The following is a 22,891-nucleotide window of genomic DNA, read 5'->3' as shown; positions in this document are numbered from 1 at the left end:
CGGACAACGTTCCGAGGGGACCACCGATGCAATCAATCGATAACGCTGACCACAACTTTTCCCTTCGCCCGTCCTTTCTCGACATAGGCCAGGGCCTGCGCCGTCGCCTCCAACGCAAACGATCGATCCACCACGGGTTTAATGACCCCGGACTCGACGAGCGCGGTAATTTCATGCAACTGCCGGCCGCTTGCCCGCATGAAAACGAACGTGTAGTTGATACCGCGTTTTCGCGCTTTGCTGCGAATGCCGTAGCTCAGTAAACGCGTGACCTGCCTTAGTCCCCAGGACAATCCTTGCCCTTCAGCGAACTGCGGAGTCGGCGGGCCGGAGATGGAAATGAGGTGGCCACCGGGTTTGAGGACCTTGAGGGATTTGGCAAGTACGTCGGAACCGAGACTGTTGAGAACCACATCGTAGTCCTGCAGGACGGATTCGAAGTCTTGCTTGCTGTAGTCGATGACAAGATCAGCGCCCAAGGCTTTCACCCAATCGACATTGCTCGTGCTGGTTGTCGTGGCGACGAAGGCGCCCAAGTGCTTGGCGAGCTGAATGGCGACCGCTCCCACACCGCCAGAACCTGCGTGAATCAACACCCTCTGGCCTTTTGTCAGTTTGGCGGTCTCCACCAAAACCTGCCACGCCGTCAAACTGACCAAAGGCAGAGAGGCGGCCTGCGCCATATCGAGGTTGCCGGGTTTGAACGCAAGCGCATCTTCCTTCACGCAAGCCAGCTCGGCGAAGGTCCCGATACGATCCTCGCCGAGGCGCGCGTAAACCTCGTCGCCAGGCTTGAAGCGGCAAACCTTTGGACCAACGCGAACGACCACGCCAGCCAAGTCATTACCCAGGACCAGCGGGAAAGAATACGGCAGGATCAGCTTGAACTCGCCGCTCCTTATCTTGAAATCCAGCGGGTTGATACTGGCGGCATGTACCTGGACCAGTACCTCGTCCTCGCCGACTTCAGGGTCGGGCAACTGGCCAATGTGGCCAGTGTCCTTATAGCGTTCGATGAAAAATGCCTTCATGGGAATCGACTCGTTGAAAGAATCATGCGTTCACATCCACCACGGTGCGCCCGCGAACCTTCCCTTCCAGCACCCGGCCGGCGATTGCCGGAACTTCAGCCAAGCCCACGACTTGAGTGGTATGGGCAAGCTTATCCACATCAAGGTCACGCGCCAGTCGTGACCATGCTTGCACGCGGGCACTCTGGGGAGCATTGACAGAGTCGATACCGGCCAGGGTCACGTTACGCAGGATGAACGGCAGCACCGACCCTGGCAGATCTGCCCCCTGGGCCAGCCCGAAAGCAGCGACAACGCCCCGGTATTGGGTCTGTGCCAATGCATTGACCAGGGTATGGCTACCCACAGAATCGATAACGCCCGCCCAGCGCTCCTTGCCAATCGGGGCGCCTGCCTCGGACAGGGTCCGGCGGTCGATGACCTGTTCCGCGCCGAGCGCGTGCAGGTAGTCGGCTTCCTCTTGACGCCCGGTCGAGGCGATCACGCGATACCCCAGGCCCGACAACAGCGCAATCGCCACCGAGCCGGCACCGCCACTGGCGCCAGTGACCAGGATATCGCCGCGCTCGGGGGACAGGCCGCCATGCTCCAACGCCAGCACGCTGAGCATTGCCGTGTAGCCTGCCGTGCCGATGGCCATGGCTTGTTGAGTTGAAAATGCCTCCGGGACCTTCACCAGCCAGTCGCCACTCACCCGCGCTTTCTGCGCGAAGCCACCGTGGTGAGTCTGGCTCAGCCCCCAACCGTTGACCAGCACCCGGTCGCCGGCTGCGAAACCGGGATGGCTGGAGGTCTCGACGATCCCGGCGAAATCAATGCCCGGGATCAATGGGAACTGGCGAATGACCGGCGAGCGGCCGCTCAGGGCCAAGGCGTCCTTGTAGTTCACGGTCGAGTATTCGATCACAACGGTCACGTCGCCCGGCATCAGGTCCTCGTCCTTGAAGTCAACCAGGTGAGTCGCGATTGCATCGCCGGTTTTGGTAGCGAGCAGAGCCTTGAATGTCATTGTTTTCTCCGGTTCGGATGAGCTGGTTATCCGCTGCACACTTAGTAGATGCATCAGGCAAGCAGTGCCTTTTCAAAATCCAGTTGAGGGGCCTGGGGCCCCTTTCGACTGGTGCCATAAATGTAGCCTGCCGCAACGAGCGTGTTAGCCGTGGCTTGCCCGATGCCCGATGAGGCCCCCGTCAGCAGCGCTACAGATTTATTGACCGTCCTGAAAAAACCCTTCAATGCTCGACGTTGGCTCGGTGGGCGGTCTTGAATCCGGCGATGGGGTATCGCCGGCCCCCATCAAAGGTTGCGATACCGCTCCGCTACCTGAGCCTGCCGCAGACCACCCAGGACACCTTGGCGCGCGGCCTGGAAGGCGTCCCAGCTGGCGGCGTCATGCAAGGGCGGAATGGTCACGCCTTCGCGACGGTCGAAACCGACCAGGGCCGCATCCACCAAGTCGCCCACTTCCATGACCTCGGGCAGCGTATTGATATCGATGCCGGAGCGCTCCCAAATCTCGGTGCGAGTGGCAGCGGGGAGTACTGCCTGTACGTAGACGCCTTTGGAAGAGAGCTCCAGGCTCAGCCCCTGGGAAAGGAACTGCACGAACGCCTTGGTCGCGCCGTAGAGTGTGAATCCGAGCTCGGGCGCCAGGCCAACGACCGAACCGATATTGACGATCGCCCCTTCGCCGGCCTGCACCAGCCTGGGAATGATCGCGTGGGCGAGCCGGGTCAGCGAGGTGATGTTGAGCGCCACCAGTTGCTCAATACTCTCAGGCGTTTGCTCGACGAAGTTTCCCGTGTGGTTTGCACCGGCATTGTTGATCAGAACGCCGATGCGAGCGTCATCGCGCAGGCGTGCCTCGACGGTAGCCAGGTCTACTGGCTGGGTCAGGTCGGCCTGGAGGACGTCGACGGTGATGTCGTGCTCCTGGCGCAAACGCGCCGCGAGTGCTTCCAGACGCACCTTGTCGCGCGCCACCAGGACCAGGTCGTGACCGCGTTGGGCAAATCGTTCGGCGTAGGTGGCACCAATGCCGCTGGACGCACCGGTGATGAGGACGGCTGGGGAATGGCTCATGACTTTGCTCTCTTGCTCGATGGGAATCTGCTGTGTGGGTTTGCGGCAGCGATCGGGCGCGGTTTGAGTTCGAGTGATCGGTGCCTGAATTATAGGATGACGATCATAATCTTAATCGTCAACGGTTTTGATGTTGATCAACATCAATGTATATTGGCCCCTGAAAACCAAGGTAAAAACGAGGCATCGGGTTATGAGAGTTACCAAGGCGCAGGCGCAATTAAACCGGGCACACATCGTCGAAACCGCGTCCAGGCTGTTTCGTGAGCGTGGATACGACGGCGTCGGCGTGGCCGATTTGATGGCGGCGGCCGGGTTTACTCATGGGGGGTTCTACAAGCACTTCCGCTCCAAGGCCGATCTGATGGCTGAAGCTGCTGCGTGCGGGCTTTCCCAGTCCATGACCAACTATGCAGGCCTGGGTGCCGCAGCATTTTTCGATCATTACGTGTCCCGGGAACATCGTGATGACCGCAGCGTTGGCTGTACGATGGCGGCCCTCTGCGGGGACGCCGCGCGCCAATCAGATGAGGTCAAGGCGACGTTCGCCGAGGGCATTGAAAACGCCTTGACGGCCCTCGGGCGCACAGCTGCGCAACAGGATGATGAGCAGCGGCAAGCCGCCAGGGCCAAGATGATCGACAGGCTGGCCCGCGCCGTCGGCGCGGTGGTGTTGTCCCGAGCCTGTCCGGATGAATCCCCCCTGGCAGATGAAATTATCGAGGTCTGCCATCGGCAATTACTCGAATCCCTGGCGCCGTAGGCAACCGTGAGCGCCCCGGATTAAGTGTTCTTTGGAATCCGGGATGCCCAAGACAGGTCCACTCGGGACAAGGTGCATGAGGTCGCCAGATCCGAAGGCCCGGGGGCCTGTCAGATCGCCGCAGCCAGGTGCTGGAGATGTTCAAACCCCGCTGCTTTAGCGAAGAGGGGCAAGTTCCAGATGACACCATTAGCCCCCCAAGCGCCGTCAGCCACGTCGTGCAGCACGATCGACGTCATCAATTGGCGTTTGTCATCGACAGGTAGCGCTTGCATGAACGCGCTGTGCATCAACTCGACGTAGTTGGCCCTTGAAGCCGCGTCCAGCACCCCCACGGGGACATAGACCATGGCCATGCAGGGCAGCATTTGCGAGGTCATATCGACGGTGCCACAGGTCCAGGCCCCTGGCTCAACCTCCTCGACAACCACCCAACACAAGAATCGCTTCTTCGGATCGTCCGCAATCTGCTCTGCAAGGACGGCGGCATCGTTAATGCTGCGTACCAAGGTCGCTCGCGCTTCACCAGGGAAAGAACCCTTCGGTATTTTTAAAATGATGTTAGGCATGAACAGCTCCAGTGGATGAGAGGTACGGCATTAGGCGCTCAGAACCTGTAGGCTTACAGTGTCCTATTCGACTCCTTTCAGGCCTTTTAAGACAATGCACGACTTCACCATCCTGGTCCTTCCTGGAGCCTATGCGACCAGCGTCGCGGCGACCCTGGATATCTTGAACGCCGCGGTCACGCTAGCGCCGCGACTTAAGGTGACTCGTCCGACCTGGCGCATCGTTTCTGCGCACGGCAAATCGGTATCGTTGAGTGGTGGACTGAGTGTTGAAGCGACACCAATGCCCCGCAGGGTGTCCATCGATCAGAGCATCTGGATCGTTCCAGGGTTGGGTGTCGAGAGCGCCCATGACGTAGCAGGACGCCTGGCGAGCGACGATGCGCAACGCGCGATCCGGGCCATCAAGGCGCATGGAGCTCACGGCGGCTCAGTGGCGGCATCGTGCACGGGAGTTTTTCTGCTACAGGCTGCGCAGTTGCTCGTGGACCGTCGGGTGACAACTTCATGGTGGTTGGCCGCTGAGTTGCGCCGACTCGAGCCGCGCTGCATTGTCGACGTGGATCGGATGGTGTGCGCCGATGGTCCGGTCATAACAGCGGGAGCGGCCTTCGCCCAAACCGATTTGATGCTTCATTTGTTGCGCTCGCGCTTTGGAGCCCCGCTGGCAGGCGAAGTGGGTCGAGTGCTCTTGATTGATGGTCGCCAGGCCCAGTCACCGTTCATCGTTCCGATGATGCTTTCCAACGGCAACGAGTTGATTGCCCGCCTGACCCAACGCATCGAATCAGCGTTGCCGAACCTTCCAAGTGTGGCTGCGCTGGCGGATGAGTTTGCCATGTCTACGCGAACGCTCTCACGGCACGTGCAGGCAGCCACGGGCAAGAGCACGCTGGCGCTGGTGCAAAGCGTGCGGCTCAATCGCGCCCGCATGTTGATTGAGACCAGCCGAATGACGATTGAACAGGTCGCCGCGCAGGTGGGTTACGAGGACGCTACCGCCCTGCGTAGGTTGATGCTGAAGGTGTTCGGGGCCAACCCGAGCAAGTTCCGATTGGCGCTGATCGAGGGTTGAGGGGCATCCTCTGCTTGCGAAGAAGATGCCCCCGGCCGTTTAGAACCAGGTTTCCATCTGTATGCCGTATTGCCAAACGCCGCCGGCATTGAAGTCAGACTTGCCGAAGGAATCTGAGGTGCTGTATCTGTCCAGGTCCGAAGACCAGTCCATGACACTGGCAAACACTCGCAGTTCGGGACGTGTGAGCAGGTCCCCGAAATCAGGCTTGAAGGTCGGGGCGACCGTGAACTTCCAGAAATTACCGTCGACCGCATTCCGTTGCAGGTAGCCCTTGGGATCGAGGTCCATGGTTTGCCAGCTCATCTCGTAGGCCATCTCGAAATTGCTGTTGATTTCATTGGCCAAGCGCACGTTCAGTGTCATCCAGCGGTAATCGTCACCCTTGACGTACCGATCCTTGCTCTGTTCGGCCAGCAAGCTGGGGCCGATGCGCCAACCGGGAGCAATGGGGGTTTCGCCGTACAGCGCCAGGCGCAGAGCGCGAGCATCATCGATCAGTTCACCGTCCGAACCGATGTTCTTGACCTCGGCCCCCAGGCCTTGTCCGTAGAGCAATGCCGTTTTGAAGAAGCCTTCCCTGCCGAAGAAGTTCTTCTGGTGATTGGCCACCATGCTGTGCAAGCCGGAGTCGGCAGGCGTCAGACCCGCTTCATTGTTGCGAGTGCCGATGTCGTTTTCCTTGGCGCCGATGGCGTTGAACATCCACTGCCACTGCCCGTTATCGAAAAACTGGTTGGAGGTCAGGATGTAGCTCTCCACATCGGCATTGACGCCGCCCTCACTGAACTCGCCGTAGTTACGCCCGATCAATGAGTAATTCGAGCGCCAACTCTTGTTCATCTGCACGTCGTAGATGCCACCTCCGGTGCCAGCCAGATAGACGACGTCCGAGTCCAACCAGTGGATGTCGAAATTGTCCCGGTCAAAACGCTTGCCTGCCCACAGGGTCGAATTCTCGAACACCGAGTTACCCTTGAACGCCGCGATATGGTCCAGTTCGGTAAACACCTGGCGCACGTTCAGGTCGCTTTCGTCGGCCGTCCAGTCGTTGGAGCTTTCCACGCCATCGGCGATGGATACGGTGAATTTCGAGCGGGTCCCGTTCTGCGCGTACTGCTCTTTCGACAGGTCGATACGCATGTAGGTGTCGTCCTCGTTACCGAGTCGCCCGACGGCCCCGCCGACGGAACCGGCCGGGGTGGTATAAGGGCCGCCACGACCGCCTCCCAGCCCATCATTGACCAGCAATCCGGAGCGAGCGTAGCCCTTGAAGCTGAAGCCGTCCGTGAGGTGTGCCCCACTGCCCTGTTTTTCCAGGTTTTGTTGACGGGCTTCGAGCTTTGCCAGTCGTGTGTCCAGCGTTGGCGCGGCAACGTTAGCAGTGGCCACCACCGGTTGGACGGCGGGAGCGGCGAGTTTGAGCTGTTGCAGTTCCCTGGCCAGGGCCTGGGTTTGCTGTTCGGCGGCAGCGGCGCGTTTTTCCGCGGCGCTGGCGCGGGCCTCGAACGCAGCCATGCGCTCTTCCAGCGTCGCAGCGTGAGAGGTGGCCGCCGAGGTGCCGAGCACGCCTGCGAGAAGCCAGCTTGATGCTTTCTGCATGTGGATTTCCCTGTTTTGTTTTTATTTTTCTGTTCCAGCAACGGTCTTTTTTCTCGGTATTTGAATTGTCAAAAACCGCGAAAAAAAGGATGCCTCATCGCAAATACACTGCTACATTTGGCGATGTTAACGTTAACTTTTCTAAAAACAAAAATAAAGAGGGCTTTATGAAACAGCTCAAATCGCTCCTTCCGGCCACGCTGCTCGCCCTTTGTGCCGGGCTTCCATCCCTTTCTACTGCCGCCAATCTGACGATCTCCTGCGGTGCGGTGGGTGCCGAACTGCAACTGTGCAAGGAGGCTGTCGAGGCGTGGTCGAAACAGACCGGCAACAACGTCGAAGTGGTTTCCACACCTAATTCGGCCACCGAAAGGTTGTCGTTCTACCAACAGATCCTCAGTGCCCAGTCCAGCGACATCGACATCATTCAAATCGATATGGTGTGGCCGGGGATGCTGGCCAAACATCTGATGGACCTTCGCGAAGTGCTCCCCGCCAACGCGACCCAGGGCTATTTCCAAGCCCAGGTGGATAACGCCACGGTGAATGGGCGGCTGGTGACAATGCCTTGGTTCACCGATTCGGGCCTGCTGTATTACCGCAAGGACTTGCTCGATAAGTACCACAAGCAAGTACCCCAGACCTGGGAGGAAATGACTGCCATCGCGCGGGATGTCCAGCAGGCCGAGCGCACCGCCGGGAACGCCAATGCCTGGGGTTACATCTTTCAGGGCCGTGCCTACGAAGGCCTGACGTGTAATGCACTGGAGTGGATCAGCAGCCAACCGCACGGTGGGCTGGTCAATCCACAAGGCGACATCGTGGTGAACAGCGCGGCCTCAAGAGCGGCGTTGACGTTGGCCAAGAGTTGGGTGGGCGACATCTCCCCGCGTGGCGTACTCAACTACACCGAGGAAGAAGGCCGTGGCGTATTCCAGTCGGGCAATGCGCTGTTCATGCGCAACTGGCCGTATGTCTGGGCGCTGGTGCAAAGCCCGGACAGCGCCGTAAAAGACAAGGTCGGCGTCGCCCCCCTGCCCCGCGGTGGCGAGACGGGCACCCACGCGTCTACCCTCGGTGGCTGGGGCTTGGCGGTGTCGCGATACAGCGCCAACCCCAAGCTGGCCGCAGAACTGGTGAGCTACCTGAGCAGCGCCCAACAGCAGAAACATCGAGCCCTGGTCGGCGCCTATAACCCGGTGATCGAGTCGCTTTATCAAGATCCGGAGTTGCTCGCGGCAATGCCTTACTACAGCCAGCTGCACAGCATCCTCAATGATGGGGTCATGCGCCCCGCCTCAATTACCGCCGATCGCTATCCACGGGTTTCCAATGCCTTCTTCGATCAGGTGCATGGCGTGCTGGCCGGCGAGTTGCCGGTCGATCAGGCGCTGGCCGAACTGGAAAGCGAGCTGACGCGCATCAAACGCCGGAACTGGTAAGCCACAAGGAAGGAAATCACCATGTCTGTCTCCACTACCCTGGCCCCCAGTGACGAGCTGCTGCTCGTCCGGGAAACGCCAGTACAACGCCGTCGGGTCCGCGCCGCCTGGCTGTTCCTGACACCGATGTTGCTGTGCCTGGCCCTGGTGGCGGCCTGGCCGCTGCTGCGCACATTCTGGTTCAGCCTGACCGACGCCAGCCTGGCCGATACTGGCGACGCAACCTTCATCGGCCTGAGCAATTATCTGTTCCACAGCAGCACCGGCTGGTCCGGCATCCTGGTCGACCCTCAATGGTGGAATGCGGTGCGCAACACCCTGCATTTCACCGTGGTGTCAGTGGGGCTGGAGATCGTACTGGGGTTGCTGGTGGCGTTGTTGCTAAACGTCAACTTCAGCGGTCGTGCCCTGGTGCGGGCGCTGATTCTGATTCCCTGGGCAATTCCGACCATTGTCTCGGCGAAGATCTGGTCGTGGATGCTCAATGACCAGTTCGGCATCATCAATCATCTGATGCTCAGCCTCGGCCTGATTGATGCCCCCCTGGCCTGGACGGCGGACGCCGACCTGTCGATGTGGGCCGTGATCATCGTCGATGTCTGGAAGACTGTGCCTTTTGTCACGCTGCTGATGTTGGCAGCCTTGCAGATGTTGCCGGGCGACTGCTACGAAGCCGCCAGGGTCGATGGCATTCACCCGCTGAAGGTGTTCTGGCGGGTCACCCTGCCCCTGCTGATGCCCGCGCTGCTGGTGGCGGCGATCTTCCGCATTCTCGACTCATTGCGCGTGTTTGACGTCATCTATGTGCTGACCTCGAACTCGTCGAGCACCATGAGCATGTCGGTCTATGCCCGCCAGCACCTGGTGGAGTTCCAGGACGTCGGTTACGGCAGCGCGGCCTCGACCTTGCTGTTTCTGGTGGTTGCGGTGATCGCCATGGTTTATCTGTACCTAGGACGCCGGCAAATGGAGGTGCGCTCATGAGCCCACGCCTGTTGAAAAAAGCACTGTTGCGCCTCGGCTTCTGGTGCCTGATCGGGATTTTGCTGCTGTATGCGGTGTTCCCTTTCTACTACGCCATTGTGACTTCGCTGAAGCCCTCCAGCGCCTTGTTCCAAGTGAGCTACTGGATCGACAACCCCGACTTCTCCAACTATGCCGCCGTGCTCCACCAGGCCTCGTTCCTGCGGGCGATCGGTAACTCGCTGGTGGTTGCGCTATGTGTGGTCACACTCGCGCTGTTCCTCAGCCTGACCGCGGCTTATGCCTTGGGCCGGGTGAAATTTCGTGGCCGCGGTACGGTCCTGATGATGGTCCTTGGCGTGTCGATGTTTCCCCAGGTCGCGGTGCTGTCGGGGTTGTTCGAAGTGATCCGTGCCCTGGGCCTGTACAACACATCTTGGGCACTGATCCTGAGCTACACGATTTTCACCCTGCCCTTCACCGTCTGGGTGCTGACCACGTTCATGGGCCAACTGCCCCATGAACTGGAAGAGGCGGCGATCATGGACGGCGCTTCGCCCTGGGTCACCCTGACCCGCGTGTTGCTCCCGCTGCTCTGGCCCGCACTGGTCACCACCGGCCTGCTGGCGTTCATTGCCGCGTGGAACGAGTTCCTGTTTGCCCTGACCTTCACCCTCACTGACACACAACGCACGGTGCCGGTGGCCATCGCCCTGATTTCCGGCGGCAGCCCCCATGAACTGCCCTGGGGGCTGTTGATGGCCGCCTCGGTGCTGGTCACCGTCCCATTGGTGATTCTGGTGCTGATCTTCCAGCGCCGAATCGTTTCCGGCCTCACTACCGGCGCGTTAAAGGGTTGATGCCCAACAAAGACAAGGAACAGCATCGTGATCAAGTTGAAGCTAGACAACGTGAACAAGCAATTGGGCGGCGTGCGCATTCTCCGTGATGTCAGCCTGGATATCGCCGCCGGTGAATTCGTGGTGTTCGTCGGCCCCTCGGGCTGTGGAAAATCGACCCTGCTGCGTCTGATCGCCGGGCTGGATTCGATCTGCGCCGGCGACCTGCTGATCGACGGGCGCCGGGTCAATGACCTGGAGCCACGCGAACGTGGCGTCGGCATGGTGTTTCAATCGTATGCGCTCTACCCGCACATGAACGTCTACGACAACATCAGTTTTGGTCTCAAACTGGCCAAGACTGAAAAGACCAGCCTGCGTGAGCGCGTGTTGAAAACCGCGCAAATCCTGCAATTGGACAAACTGCTGCAACGTAAACCCAAGGAGCTGTCGGGCGGACAGCGTCAGCGAGTGGCCATGGGCAGGGCCATGGCGCGGGAGCCGGACATCTTGCTGTTCGATGAGCCGCTGTCGAACCTGGACGCCTCCTTGCGGGTGCAAATGCGTAACGAAATCGCCCGGCTGCATGCTCGACTGGGCACGACCATGATCTACGTCACCCACGACCAGGTCGAAGCGATGACCCTGGCTGACAAAATTGTCGTGCTCAATGGTGGTCGCATCGAGCAGGTCGGCTCGCCACGTGAGCTCTATGAGCGCCCCGCCACCCGCTTTGTCGCCGGCTTCCTGGGTTCGCCCAAAATGAATTTCCTTCCAGCATTCCTGCATACGCCGGGTGAAACCAGCCTGGTTGAAAGCCTCGTATTGGGAAGGACTTCCCTGCCCTTCGACAGCTCGGGCATGACCGCGAACACGCAACTGAGCCTGGGAGTTCGCCCGGAGCATGTTGCGCTCAAAGCGGCGCAAGGCGCCGCTGGCGTTGCCGTGACCGTTGTCGAATACCTGGGCAGCGAAACCTATGTGCACCTCGATACCGGTCAGCAAGAGCCGCTGATCTGTCGCTGTGAGGTCAACGCCGGGTGGCGGGTGGGCGATCGGGTCGAATTGCAGCTGGAGATCGCCAATCTGCATCTGTTCGATGCCGACGGCACGGCCCTGGGTCGCCCGCCACAAGCCATAAAAAACTCGTCGGATGACGCCTCCTTGCGCTCGGTACGAGCAGGCGCCCTATGACTGTGTCTGTAAATGCCATGAGTGCTCCAATGTCCGCGTCCCTTGAACTTGCGCAGCAGGCGCTGAGAGATGGCCTGTCTCGCGTCACCGACGACTATCGCCCCGATTATCATCTGGCCCCACCGGTGGGCTGGATGAACGACCCGAATGGGGTGGTGTACTTCCAGGGCGAGTATCACGTGTTCTATCAACACCACCCCTTCGATGCGAAATGGGGCCCGATGTATTGGGGGCATGCCAAGAGTGCCGACCTGGTCCATTGGCAACACCTGCCCATCGCGCTGGCGCCGGGTGATGACTTTGACCGCGACGGTTGCTTTTCCGGCAGCGCGGTAGTGTGTGGCGACACCCTGGCGTTGATCTACACCGGACACACCTGGCTGGGGGAAGTGGGTGACGAACGCCTGATCCGTCAAGTCCAATGCCTGGCCACCAGCGTCGATGGCATCCGGTTCATCAAGCATGGCGCCGTCATCGAGCGCGCACCGCAAGACGCGATCATGCATTTTCGTGATCCCAAGGTCTGGAAAGAAGATGACTATTGGTACCTGATTGCCGGCGCACGCCTGGGCGATACCCCCCTGCTGCCGTTGTACCGCTCCACGGATCTTCACGCCTGGGAGTTCCTCGACTATGTGTCCAGGGGCAGCGAGGGTGATGGCTACATGTGGGAGTGCCCGGATCTGTTTCGCCTCGATGGTCGCGATGTGCTGCTGTACTCCCCCCAAGGCATGCAACCTGAGGGTTATGACCGGCTCAACAAGTACCAGACCGGTTATCGCGTGGGCCGACTCGATAGCCAGTGGCACTTCAGCGGCGGGCCGTTTATCGAACTGGATAACGGTCATGACTTCTATGCTGCGCAAACGTTGGTGGCCGCCGATGGTCGACGCCTGGTTTGGGCCTGGCTCGACATGTGGGAAAGCCCGATGCCGAGCCAGGCTCATCACTGGTGCGGCATGCTCGGTTTACCCCGTGAGCTGCAGTTGCAGGCCGATCGCCTCAGAGTATTTCCGGCCCGGGAACTGACGGCGTTGCGCAAGGCGCCGCTGCCGGGCACACCGGCGTGGGATGAATCGGGCAGCCAGTGGGTGCCACAGATCAACGGCGACAGACTCGAGATCCATGTGCATCTGGATTTGCTCGACTGCACCGAAGGCCACCTGGGCATTGCCTTGCGGTGCAGTGCCGAGGGCGATGAACAAACCCTGCTTTATTACGATGCGTCATTGCAGCGCCTGGTACTCGACCGCAGTCGTTCGGGGGCGCAGGTCAGCGGTCAGCGCAGCGTGGCGGTCGACCGGGCCCAAGCACACCTGCAACTGCGAGTTTTCCTGGATCGCTCGTCCATCGAGGTGTTTGAGAAAAACGGCCTCTTCAGCCTCAGCAGCCGCCTCTATCCGCGGCCCGACAGCCTGGGGGTGAAATTGCTGGGCAGTGGGGCCGGCGGGCGCGTCTGGATCAGCAGCGCTTGGCCGCTGGCTTCAGGGTGGTTATGAGCATCGTCATTCGAGTCGCGAGAAGCCCGGGCCCTGTGTCATGATTCGGCGTCAACCTGACTGGCCTCACCTCGCATGACTTCAGTGAAAGACGTTGCACAGCTGGCCGGCGTATCCCTGATGACGGTTTCTCGAGCGCTCAACAACCCGGAAAAGCTGAGCCCCGAAACCCTTCTGCGGGTGCGCCGCGCCATTGACGAACTGCAATTCGTACCAAGCCTGTCGGCGCGCAAGATGCGCGGCGACAACTTGCAGTCGCGCACCATCGGGGTGTTCGCACTGGACACCGCGACCACCCCCTTCGCGGTCGAGCTGCTGCTGTCCATCGAACAGACCGCGCAGCAAGCCGGTTGGAACGTATTTATCCTCAACTTGTTGAGCAACCCGCCCACCGACCAGAACATCGACCTGATGCTGTCGCATCGTCCTGACGGGTTGATCTTCAGTGCCATGGGGTTGCGCCAGGTGAGCATTCCCGAGCGTTTGAAAAGCAAGCCGCTGGTACTCGCCAATTGCCTGGCCGATGACAGTCGCCTGGTCAGTTATGTGCCAGATGATGCGTCGGGGCAGTATCGAGCCGTGCATCATGCCTTGAGCCAAGGCTATCGGCGCCCGTTGTGTATCAATCTGCCGAAAAAGAGCCTGGCCTGGGGCCTTCGACAAGAAGGTCTGCAGCGCGCCTGCCAGGCATTCGGGCTGGCGCCTGAGGCACTGTTGCAATACGACCTTTCTGATCACGATGCCTACGGTGAAACCGCCGCCATCCTTGACCGGCACATCATCGAAGGTCGGCCGCAATTCGACATTCTGATCTGCGGCAACGACCGTATTGCCTTTTGTGCCTATCAGCTATTGTTGGGCCGTGGCCTGAAGATTCCCGGGGACGTGGCCGTGCTCGGCTATGACAACATGATCGGCATCGCCGAACTGTTCATCCCGCCACTGACCACGGTCCAGTTGCCGTACTACGAGATAGGGCGCCAGGCGGCCCGGCACTTGATCGAGAGCCTCGAGGTGTCGGGCGCACAGCCAGTGGATTGCCCTCTGGTGGTCAGGGCGTCGCTATAGGCTCAAGCGGCAACGCCCAGCGCGTGCCGCACACAAGGCCGTTTTATCAAGCGACCAAGTCGTTGGCAGTGAAGGTGTTGACACCCACTAACTGAATCTCGAAATCCGCTCCCAGATCGCCGTTGATGTTGCCGGAAAGCACGTTATCGACGAAGCGCAGTTGCCCTACCCCCGTGAAATCGTTCGAATCGATGAAAGTGAACTTTTCAAACAGCGTCGTCGGGGCATTGGCGTCCAGTTTCGACAGGTCAACCTTATCGCCCTGAAGGCTGCTGAAGTCGAAAATAGTGTCGCGGGCACTTCCCAGGCCCAACTCATTCAAGAAGCTGAAAACAAAACGGTCAGCGCCATCGCCACCGGTCAAGGTGTCAGCCCCCATGCCGCCGATCAGCGTGTCATTGCCTGCACCACCGTTGAGTTGATCGTTGCCTGCCCCGCCGCTCAGAACGTTGTTACCGGTGTTGCCGGTCAACACGTTGTCCAGCCCGTTGCCGGAGCCATTGAGGTGGGCAGCACCGGTGAGCGTGAGGTTTTCCAGGTTGGCGCCCAGGCTCCAGTTCACCGAAGAGCGCACGGTATCGATTTCGCTGGCCAGGGTGCTGGTTTCACTGACGATGTCCTTGAGGTTGTCGACGATGTAGGTGTCGTTGCCGGTACCACCGATGAGGGTGTCGATACCGGCACCACCGTCCAGGATATCGGCACCGGCCTGACCATTGAGCACGTTGGCAGCACTGTTACCGATCAGGCTGTTGTCCGAGGCGTTACCGACCAGATTGACGGCGGCAACGCCGAGCAACTGACCATCCTCGACGTTGGCCGACAAGGTATAGCTGACCGAGCTGCGTATCAGGTCGCGGCCCTCGTCCGCGGCTTCGATGACCTTGTCGCCGAGGTTGTCGATGACATAGGTGTCATTGTCGGCACCGCCAATCAAGGTATCGGCACCCGCGCCACCGTCGAGGACATCACTGCCGACCCCGCCCCGAAGGGTGTTCGCGAACGCATTGCCGATCAGGCGGTTATCCAGGTCGTTGCCCATCACTGTGAACAGCCCTGCGCCGCTCAGGCTGGCGTTCTCAACATTGCGCAAATTACTGAGGCTCAGGTCAACGACGTTGCTCAGCGAGGTCGCGGCGTAAGTGATGGTCAGGCTGTCGAGCCCTTGATCGGAGCCCTCTTGCAACAGCGTCAGCTCACCGGCCTGGTCGAGCACATAGGTGTCATTGCCCGCGCCACCGACCAGCGTGTCGATACCGGCACCGCCGTTCAGCACGTTGTCACCGGCGTTGCCGATCAACACGTTGCCCAGCGTGTTGCCAGTGCCATTGATATGGGCACTGCCCGTCAGTGTGAGGTTTTCCAGGTTGGCGCCCAGGGTCCAGCTCAAGGAGGCGCGCACGGTGTCGATTTCGCTGGCCAGGGTGCTGGTTTCGCTGATCAGGTCCTTGAGGTTGTCGACCACGTAAATGTCATTGCCAGTTCCGCCGATCAACGTGTCGATGCCGCTGCCGCCGTCGAGCGTGTTGGCGCCGGCATTGCCTGTGATGCGGTTGTTCAGCGCATTGCCAGTGCCGTTGATATTGCCGCTGCCACTGAGCGTCAGGACCTCGAGATTGCTGCCGAGGGTGTAGCTTATTGACGAGATAACGCTGTCGATTTCCGTGAGCGAGGCGCCTCGCTCAATGACCGTGTCGCCGAGGTTGTCGACGACATAGGTATCATTGCCTGCGCCACCATCGAGTTGGTCGCCGCCTGCCCCACCGTTCAATACGTTGTTACCGGCGTTGCCGATCAACACGTTGTCCAGGGCATTGCCGGTGCCATTGAGATGGGCAATGCCGGTCAGCGTGAGGTTTTCCAGGTTGGCCCCCAGGCTCCAGCTCACCGAGGCGCGCACGGTGTCGATTTCACTGGCCAGGGTGCTGGTTTCGTTGATGACGTCCCTGAGGTTGTCGACGATGTAGGTGTCGTTACCGGTGCCGCCAATCAGCGTGTCGATACCGGCACCGCCGTCCAGGATGTCGGCACCGTCCAAGCCATTGAGCACGTTGGCGGCACTGTTGCCGATCAGACTGTTGTCCGAGGCGTTGCCGACCAGATTGATGGCGGCAACGCCGAGCAACTGACCCTCCTCGACGTTGGCCGACAAGGTATGGCTGACCGAGGTACGTACCTGGTCGCGGCCTTCGTCGGCAAGCTCAATGACGCTGTCGCCGAGGTTGTCGAGCATGTAGATGTCGTTGCCGGCACCACCAATCAGCGTGTCCCGCCCGAGACCGCCGTTGAGCAGGTTGTTGCCGGCATTGCCGGTCAACACGTTATTCAGGGCATTACCGGTGCCATTGAGGTGGGCCGCGCCGGTCAGCGTGAGATTTTCCAGGTTGGCGCCCAGGGTCCAGCTCAAGGAGGCGCGCACGGTGTCGATTTCGCTGGCCAGGGTACTGGTTTCGCTGATGACCTCATTGAGGTTGTCGACCACGTAGGTGTCGTTGCCAGCACCGCCGATCAGCGTGTCGATGCCGCTACCGCCGTCCAGGACGTTGGCGCCGGCGTTACCGGTGATACGGTTGTTCAGCGCATTGCCGGTGCCGTTGATATCGCCGCTGCCGCTGAGCGTCAGGACCTCGAGATTGCTGCCGAGGGTGTAGCTGATTGACGAGATGACACTGTCGATCTCCGTCGACGAGGCGCCTCGCTCGATGACCGTATCGCCGAGGTTGTCGATGACGTAGGTGTCATTGCCTGCCCCGCCGTCGAGGGTATCCGCACCGCCCAAGCCATTGAGGACGTTGGCGGCGCTGTTGCCGACCAGGTTGTTGTCCAAGGCGTTGCCGACAAGATTGAGGGCGGCAATACCGAGCAGTTGGCCATCCTCGACGTTGGCCGACAAGGTATGGCTGACCGAAGTGCGTACCAGGTCGCGGCCTTCGCCGGCGAGTTCGATGACGCTGTCACCGAGGTTGTCGAGCAGATAGGTGTCATTGCCGGTGCCGCCGACCATCCTGTCCTGCCCGATACCGCCGTTCAGTACGTTGTCGCCCGTGTTGCCGGTCAGCACATTGCCCAGCGCATTGCCGGTGCCATTGAGGTTGGCGCTGCCGGTCAGCGTAAGGTTTTCCAGGTTGGCGCCCAGGCTCCAGGTCACCGAGGACCGCACGGTGTCGATTTCGCTGGCCAGGGTGCTGGTTTCGCTGACGACATCCGTTAGATTGTCGACGACGTAGGTATCATTGCCTGCCCCGCCGATCATGGTGTCTTTGCCGGCGCCACCATTTAGAACGTTGCCCAGCGCATTGCCAATCAGGGTGTCGTCATTCGCCGAGCCAATGGCGTTTTCGATTTTGGCGCCGTAAGCAATCGCCAACCCTTCATTGAAGGCCGCCCCGGTCTTGAGGTTGGTGAAGGCCTGGCCGATTTTACTGAACTGGCCTTCATTCAGGTTGATGCGAACGGCACCTGCCTGATTGCTTGCATCAATGGTGTCATTGCCGCCCGCGTCCCAGATCGTCTCGAACACCGATTGACCAGTTGCCCAACTATACGTGGTGTTACCGGTCTGCCACTGGGTGTTGGCGCCATAGAGACTCTGGATGGCGGCGATGTCCAGCAACATCGGCGTGGTCGGCTCATAGGAGTACCCAGTGTTGTAACTCATGATCGTGTAGCGCACGTCATCGAACTGAGCGGAAAGCACCGTGGGATTTGACAGGCCTTGGGAGAACGGATGCTTGAGGCCCAGCGCGTGGCCGATCTCATGCATGAAGACCAGGTAGTCGTAGGAGCCCTTGTCGGGTGTCGGATCGTTCGTGACCGGCCCCAACCAGACATCGCCAGCGGCGGCCGTCCTGCCGGGAAAATAGCCCCAGGCAGCGGTGTCGTCGTCCATCCATTTATAGCCGCCGAACCGCAAGTCACCGACATTGGTAGAGGATTCGGTGACTTGAGTGAATTTAATATTGGCGACCGAACTCCACGCACCAAGCGAACTGATAATGCCGTCTTGTTGCGCTGACGTCACCACGTAGCCGCCCAGGTATTCGCTCTCACCACTGTAATTGGTGGAGAAATAGGAATCCGCCGTCATGAAGCTGTACGTCAAGGACGTACCCGTGATCGCGCTGCCACTCCAATAAGTGCCGTAAAGCAAGCTGTTGACCTGTGCGTTAGTGGTCAGCTTTGCGTACGAAATAGAGGAGTAACCAATTGGACTGGGCATACGGGCTTCCTGAAATCGATCTGCGACCCTTCCTGGGATGCGGCCGCTACAAAGGTTTATTTTGCCTGAGAAATTGCAGCTTTGATATCACTTAGCCACTGCTTTTTTAACCGCTAACCCGATGACAATGGCGCAACCAACCATTCGTTGGCCTGGCGAATTTCCCCATCGCCCAATCTCCCACTCCAGCGTTGCAGCACAAGCAAGCTGGTCACGAACCTGTATTGGGACTGATAGAAATCACGCCGTGCGCGAAACTCTTCCTTGATGCTATCCAAGACATCGACGGCGTTCTTGACGCCGTAAGTAAAGGCTTTCTCCGTGGCGGTCCGTGACTTTTCAGCCGATTCCAACGCACGACGCGTCGCCTTGATTCGGCTGAGTTCGGCCGTCATGCCGAGGTAAGCCGTGCGGGTTTCCTTGATGACCTGACGCCGCAAGGCTTCCAACTCTTGCTCGGCGATTTCCTTGTCGCTTTCCGACGTCGACACTCGGGCGCGGGTTGAGCCACCACTGTAGAGCGGCACCTGCAAATCAAGGGACGCGACGAGGTTGTCCGAGCGAGGCGTCAACGCCCCCTCATAGCCGATATCGCTACGCTGCGCCATCAAGTTCAGACCGACCCGGGGCAGATGGCCGGCCTTGGCTTCGCCAATCGCTGCATCGGCGGCGCGGATACTGTGCTCGCGGGCGTGCAGTGCCGGGTTGCTGTCCAGTGCCGTCTGCACCCAGTAATCCTGCGCCTGCGCGGGCAGGCTGAAGGCCGGATTGTCACCGATGCGCTTGAGCGGTTCCCGGACATCGCGCCCCACCAGTTCGGAAATCGCTTCACGGCTGACCAGGACCTTGTTGCTGGCTTCGATCTCGTCAGCCTTGAGCGCGTCCACTCGCGCCTCAAGGTCAAGCGTGTCGGTCACCATCGCCATCTGGCGCGCATACAGGGCATTGACTCGCTTGAGGTTACGTTCGGTCGCATCCAGCTCGCTGCGCACCAGAGACAATTCATCCTCCGCCGCGAGAACGGCAAAGTAGCGCTCGGACAGGTCAATGCTGGCCTGTACCCGGGTATCATCGGATTCGTATTCGCCCTGGCGGGCCAGCTCTACGTATTTCTGGTAGCTGCGCCAGACCTGCGGGTCGTAGATCACCTGATTGAGCATCAGCGCCATGCGTTTGCCGTTGTACTGGATACGCTCCAGGTTGTCGTCACGCCGGCTGCGATTGACGCTGCCGCTGGCGTTGAGCTGCGGCAGCAATTGCCCAAAGGCCGCCCGTTCGTTGCCCTCGCCGCTACGGATCAGCGCCTGCGCCCGCAGGATACGCGGATCAGCGCCCTGCGCTTCCTGATGCAGTTGCCACAGGTCGATATAAGTGTTGTCAGCCAGGGCGCCAAGCGGCATGACGGCCAGGCACAGCGCGATCAAGGACTTCATGTCAGTCCTCGATCAGCGAACGGGCGAATGCATTGCTGGCAGGTTGCATCAAGTACTGCAACAACGTCCGCGCGCCGGTGTTGATCAGTACTTCGACCGGCATTCCCGGCACCAGCGTGAGATCGCCCAGGGCTTGTCGTCCGTTTTCCGTCAGGGCCACCCGGGCCAGGTAATAGGCTGCACCGGTGTCCTTGTTGATCAGGCGATCGGCCGAGATTTGCAGCAGTTTTCCCTCCATGACCGGCGTGGTGCTGTTCTTGAACGCACTGAAGCGAATGTGTGCCAGCTTGCCCAGCGCGATGCGGTCGATGTCCATCGGCGAAACCTGTGCTTCGACGATCAACTCTTCGTTGGCCGGGACGATGTCCAGCAGCGCAGTGCCTGGACTGACCACGCCGCCGGGGGTGTGCTGGGTCATGCCCATGACCATCCCTGACTCGGGCGCCAGGATATCGGTGCGTTGGTCGCGGTCCTGCAAGCTGGCCAGGCGCTCGCGCAATTCATAAACCTTGCTCCGCGCATCCCCCAGCAGGCCAGCAACCTCGGTGGCAAAGGTCTTTTTCAGTTGCAGTATTTTCAACTGCGCTTCGTCGATATGGACCCGCGCTCGCGCAATCTCGGACTGGCTCTCGGCTATTTCGGCCTGCAGACGCGAGAGACTGCGCTCCTGCTCGCGCAGGCGCTGCTTGTCCACGTAGCCCTCGGCCAACAATGCACGCAAGTCGACAATTTCTTCTTGATAGGACGCCGCCAATGTCTGTTTGCTGGCGATGATGGCCTTGAGGCCGCGAATCTGTTCCTCGATCTGCCCGATGGACTTCTCCTGCAAGCCGATTTCGCCCAGCAACGAGGTCCGCCGGGTCTGGAAAATCCGCGCTTCACTGTCGCGGGCCTCGCGCACGCGCGGGTCGGTGGGATCCAGTGTTGGCTCGGGCGGAGGCTCGGCCAACGAGTCACGTTCAGCAACCAACCGGGCCTGCAGTTCGAGCGCGGCGATCAACTGGCTACGCATGGCTTCCATTTCCGAACGCGCCTGGGTGTTGTCGAGCACCAGCAACACATCGCCGGCTTTCACCCGGTCGCCGTCATGTACACGCAGTTCGCGCACGATGCCGCCTTCAAGATGCTGTACGGTCTTGCGGTAGCTTTTGACCGTGACCACGCCCGGCGCGAGTGCGGCGCTGTCGAGCGGCGCCAGGGTAGCCCAGCCGCCGAACAGGCCAAAGGTCACCAGCAGCATGAGGTAACCGATACGCCGTACCGGCACGTCATCGATGGGCAGCCCGGTTGGCGCGGCGGATGAGTACTGACTGTTTTGCATAAAATTGCTCATCGGCCTCTTACGATTGAATCGCGCTAGCGACATGGACCGCAGGCCCGGTGCCCTGCAGTCGCGCCAGGACCTTGTCGCGCGGGCCGAACAGGCTGAGCTCGCCATGATTGAGCACCAGCAATTTATCCACCTGTGCCAACACTCCGGACCGGTGCGTAATGACAAATACCGTGGCACCGCTTTGCCTGAGCTTTCGCAGGGCCTCTGCAAGCATTTTTTCTCCAGCCTCATCCAGGTTGGAGTTCGGCTCATCGAGCACCACCAGGCGCGGCTCACCGTACAAGGCGCGAGCCAGTGCGATGCGTTGACGCTGGCCGCCGGACAACCCACCACCATTGGCTCCGATCACGGTGTCGTAGCCCTCGGGCAGTTGCAGTACCAGCTCATGGACGCCGGCCATGCGTGCGGCGGCGACCACCGCTGGCGCATCCGCCGGACCGAAGCGCGAGATGTTCTGGCTGATGGTGCCCTCGAACAGCTCAATGTCCTGCGGCAGATAACCGAGGTACGGGCCCAGTTCGTCCCGCCGCCATTGGCTGATGTTCGCGCCGTCCAGGCGTACGGTGCCGGCCTGGCTCGGCCAGATCCCCAGCAATGCCCTGGCCAGGGTCGACTTTCCTGCACCGCTGGGCCCAATGATGCCTACTACCTCCCCGGCGGGTACCTGAAACTCCACGCCGCGAATAATCGGTTTGCCGCCGTGCGGGGATGCCACCGTAAGCCCCTCGACCCGGATCGCCCCTTTCGGCGCTGGCAACGACATGCGCTCAGGCTCGGCGGCAATCTTGACTAACAGTTCGTGCAGCCGGGCATATTGCGAGCGTGCGCCAAGAAAGCCTTTCCACACGCCGATCAGCTGATCGATAGGCGCCAGCGCGCGGCCCAACAAAATGGAGCCGGCAATCATCATTCCCGAGGAAATCTCATGATTGATCGTCAAGTAAGCGCCCAGGCCCAGCACCAGCGACTGAACGATCTGACGGAACGTCCTGGACACCGCCGAAATGGTCGTGGCGCGGTCGCTGGCCAGGCTTTGCAGGGTCAGGACCTTATGGGTTTGCCCGCTCCAGCGCTGACGCAGACTTGCAAGCATGCCCATGGACTCGACCACTTCGGCATTGCGCAAGCTTTTATTGGTGAAAGCAGTGGCCGCCATCTGCCCAAGGTTGGCCGCTTGCAGCGGGCCACGGGTGAGCTTTTCGTTGACGAAGGCCAACGCCGCCAACAGCACCGCGCTCAATACCCCCATCCAGCCGTACCAAGGATGAAAAATGAACATGACGGCCAGGTAGATCGGAATCCAGGGCGTGTCGAAAAACGCAAACAGGCCGTTACCCGTCAGGAACTGGCGCAATGCATTCAAATCGCTCAATGGCTGGGCCGTGGCGCTCATGCCGCAGGTATTGAGGGCCTGCCTGAAACTGGCATCGAACAGACGCTGGCCGAGTAGCGTGTCCAGGCGAGTGCTGATTCGCACCATGATCCGCGAGCGAACCCATTCCAGCCCTCCCATCGTCACCATCAATAGCAACATGATCAGCGTCAGCATCAACAGCGTCGACAGGCTCGCACTACCTACGGCGCGGTCATACACCTGCAGCATGTAGAACGATGGCACCAGCATCAGCAAGTTGACGAAGAAACTGAAAAAACCAACGGAAAGAAAACTGCCTTTGCAGGCGGCAAGGGCACTTTCCAGCTCGGTCCTGGGGTGGGCTGACATGGTTTATTACCTGAGGTCCGCTTATGTACAAACCTGCAAAAAACGTAGTGGATACA

The 22,891-nt window shown here is 60.2% G+C and carries 17 protein-coding genes and 1 pseudogene; 8 read left to right on the top strand and 10 right to left on the bottom strand.

What is annotated here, in order from left to right; all coding sequences use genetic code 11:
* Nucleotides 1-32 precede the first annotated feature (32 nt).
* The 4 genes and pseudogenes from J9870_RS13960 to J9870_RS13950 form a co-directional block, all read right to left on the bottom strand.
* Nucleotides 33-1,031, bottom strand: a complete 999-nt coding sequence (locus tag J9870_RS13960; protein WP_210644932.1) for an NADP-dependent oxidoreductase — start codon at nucleotides 1,029-1,031, stop codon at nucleotides 33-35.
* A gap of 22 nt (nucleotides 1,032-1,053) precedes the next feature.
* On the bottom strand, nucleotides 1,054-2,040 hold the full coding sequence (locus J9870_RS13955; protein ID WP_210644930.1) for an MDR family oxidoreductase: 987 nt from the start codon (nucleotides 2,038-2,040) through the stop codon (nucleotides 1,054-1,056).
* A 101-nt stretch (nucleotides 2,041-2,141) separates the two neighbouring features.
* A pseudogene (locus J9870_RS29535) lies at nucleotides 2,142-2,267 on the bottom strand (short-chain dehydrogenase/reductase); the annotation flags it as partial.
* 60 nt (nucleotides 2,268-2,327) lie between these two features.
* Entirely contained in the window at nucleotides 2,328-3,113 is a 786-nt protein-coding gene (locus tag J9870_RS13950) for an SDR family oxidoreductase (protein WP_210644928.1), read from the bottom strand.
* Between the two features lie 193 nt (nucleotides 3,114-3,306).
* Here J9870_RS13950 and J9870_RS13945 point away from each other — a divergent pair, with 193 nt between their 5' ends.
* On the top strand, nucleotides 3,307-3,876 hold the full coding sequence (locus tag J9870_RS13945) for a TetR family transcriptional regulator (protein ID WP_210644927.1): 570 nt from the start codon (nucleotides 3,307-3,309) through the stop codon (nucleotides 3,874-3,876).
* A gap of 110 nt (nucleotides 3,877-3,986) precedes the next feature.
* Here the strand turns inward: J9870_RS13945 and J9870_RS13940 are convergent, their stop codons facing one another.
* On the bottom strand, nucleotides 3,987-4,445 hold the full coding sequence (locus tag J9870_RS13940) for a tautomerase (protein ID WP_210644926.1): 459 nt from the start codon (nucleotides 4,443-4,445) through the stop codon (nucleotides 3,987-3,989).
* Between the two features lie 94 nt (nucleotides 4,446-4,539).
* Between J9870_RS13940 and J9870_RS13935 the strand changes: the two genes are divergently transcribed.
* Nucleotides 4,540-5,520 carry a helix-turn-helix domain-containing protein gene (locus J9870_RS13935; RefSeq protein WP_210644925.1) on the top strand — a complete coding sequence of 327 codons (981 nt, stop codon included), beginning with the start codon at nucleotides 4,540-4,542 and terminating at the stop codon, nucleotides 5,518-5,520.
* Between the two features lie 39 nt (nucleotides 5,521-5,559).
* On the opposite strand, the gene J9870_RS13930 is transcribed toward J9870_RS13935, so the two are convergent.
* On the bottom strand, nucleotides 5,560-7,122 hold the full coding sequence (locus tag J9870_RS13930; RefSeq protein WP_210644924.1) for a carbohydrate porin: 1,563 nt from the start codon (nucleotides 7,120-7,122) through the stop codon (nucleotides 5,560-5,562).
* A 167-nt stretch (nucleotides 7,123-7,289) separates the two neighbouring features.
* Between J9870_RS13930 and J9870_RS13925 the strand changes: the two genes are divergently transcribed.
* The 6 genes from J9870_RS13925 to J9870_RS13900 all read left to right on the top strand — a co-directional run bounded on the left by J9870_RS13925 (nucleotide 7,290) and on the right by J9870_RS13900 (nucleotide 14,127).
* A complete protein-coding gene (locus J9870_RS13925) occupies nucleotides 7,290-8,564 on the top strand; it encodes an ABC transporter substrate-binding protein (protein ID WP_210644923.1) in 1,275 nt (424 codons plus the stop codon).
* A gap of 21 nt (nucleotides 8,565-8,585) precedes the next feature.
* Complete coding sequence (locus J9870_RS13920) at nucleotides 8,586-9,548, top strand: sugar ABC transporter permease (RefSeq protein ID WP_210644922.1); 963 nt, start codon at nucleotides 8,586-8,588, stop codon at nucleotides 9,546-9,548.
* Complete coding sequence (locus J9870_RS13915) at nucleotides 9,545-10,387, top strand: carbohydrate ABC transporter permease (RefSeq protein ID WP_210644919.1); 843 nt, start codon at nucleotides 9,545-9,547, stop codon at nucleotides 10,385-10,387. Before J9870_RS13920 ends, J9870_RS13915 begins: the two co-directional genes overlap by 4 nt.
* Before the next feature lie 27 nt (nucleotides 10,388-10,414).
* A complete protein-coding gene (gene ugpC / locus J9870_RS13910) occupies nucleotides 10,415-11,560 on the top strand; it encodes a sn-glycerol-3-phosphate ABC transporter ATP-binding protein UgpC (protein ID WP_210644917.1) in 1,146 nt (381 codons plus the stop codon).
* Nucleotides 11,557-13,059 (top strand): glycoside hydrolase family 32 protein, encoded by a 1,503-nt coding sequence (locus J9870_RS13905; RefSeq protein ID WP_210644916.1) that lies wholly within the window; start codon nucleotides 11,557-11,559, stop codon nucleotides 13,057-13,059. The genes ugpC and J9870_RS13905 overlap by 4 nt, the downstream gene beginning before the upstream one ends.
* 75 nt (nucleotides 13,060-13,134) lie before the next feature.
* Nucleotides 13,135-14,127: a LacI family DNA-binding transcriptional regulator gene (locus J9870_RS13900; protein ID WP_210644914.1), complete on the top strand. Its 993-nt coding sequence runs from the start codon at nucleotides 13,135-13,137 to the stop codon at nucleotides 14,125-14,127.
* A gap of 46 nt (nucleotides 14,128-14,173) precedes the next feature.
* Here J9870_RS13900 and J9870_RS13895 read toward each other — a convergent pair whose 3' ends face one another.
* The 4 genes from J9870_RS13895 to J9870_RS13880 all read right to left on the bottom strand — a co-directional run bounded on the left by J9870_RS13895 (nucleotide 14,174) and on the right by J9870_RS13880 (nucleotide 22,835).
* Complete coding sequence (locus J9870_RS13895; RefSeq protein WP_210644911.1) at nucleotides 14,174-18,346, bottom strand: M10 family metallopeptidase; 4,173 nt, start codon at nucleotides 18,344-18,346, stop codon at nucleotides 14,174-14,176.
* A 113-nt stretch (nucleotides 18,347-18,459) separates the two neighbouring features.
* Nucleotides 18,460-19,779 (bottom strand): TolC family protein, encoded by a 1,320-nt coding sequence (locus J9870_RS13890; protein ID WP_210644909.1) that lies wholly within the window; start codon nucleotides 19,777-19,779, stop codon nucleotides 18,460-18,462.
* A gap of 1 nt (nucleotide 19,780) precedes the next feature.
* Entirely contained in the window at nucleotides 19,781-21,100 is a 1,320-nt protein-coding gene (locus J9870_RS13885) for an HlyD family type I secretion periplasmic adaptor subunit (RefSeq protein ID WP_246883122.1), read from the bottom strand.
* A 19-nt stretch (nucleotides 21,101-21,119) separates the two neighbouring features.
* The gene (locus tag J9870_RS13880) at nucleotides 21,120-22,835 is read right to left on the bottom strand and encodes a type I secretion system permease/ATPase (RefSeq protein ID WP_210644905.1); all 1,716 of its coding nucleotides are present in this window, start codon (nucleotides 22,833-22,835) and stop codon (nucleotides 21,120-21,122) included.
* Nucleotides 22,836-22,891 lie beyond the last annotated feature (56 nt).

Source organism: Pseudomonas sp. Tri1 (assembly GCF_017968885.1).
Taxonomy (GTDB): domain Bacteria; phylum Pseudomonadota; class Gammaproteobacteria; order Pseudomonadales; family Pseudomonadaceae; genus Aquipseudomonas.
This window is presented reverse-complemented; position numbering and strand designations above follow the sequence as displayed.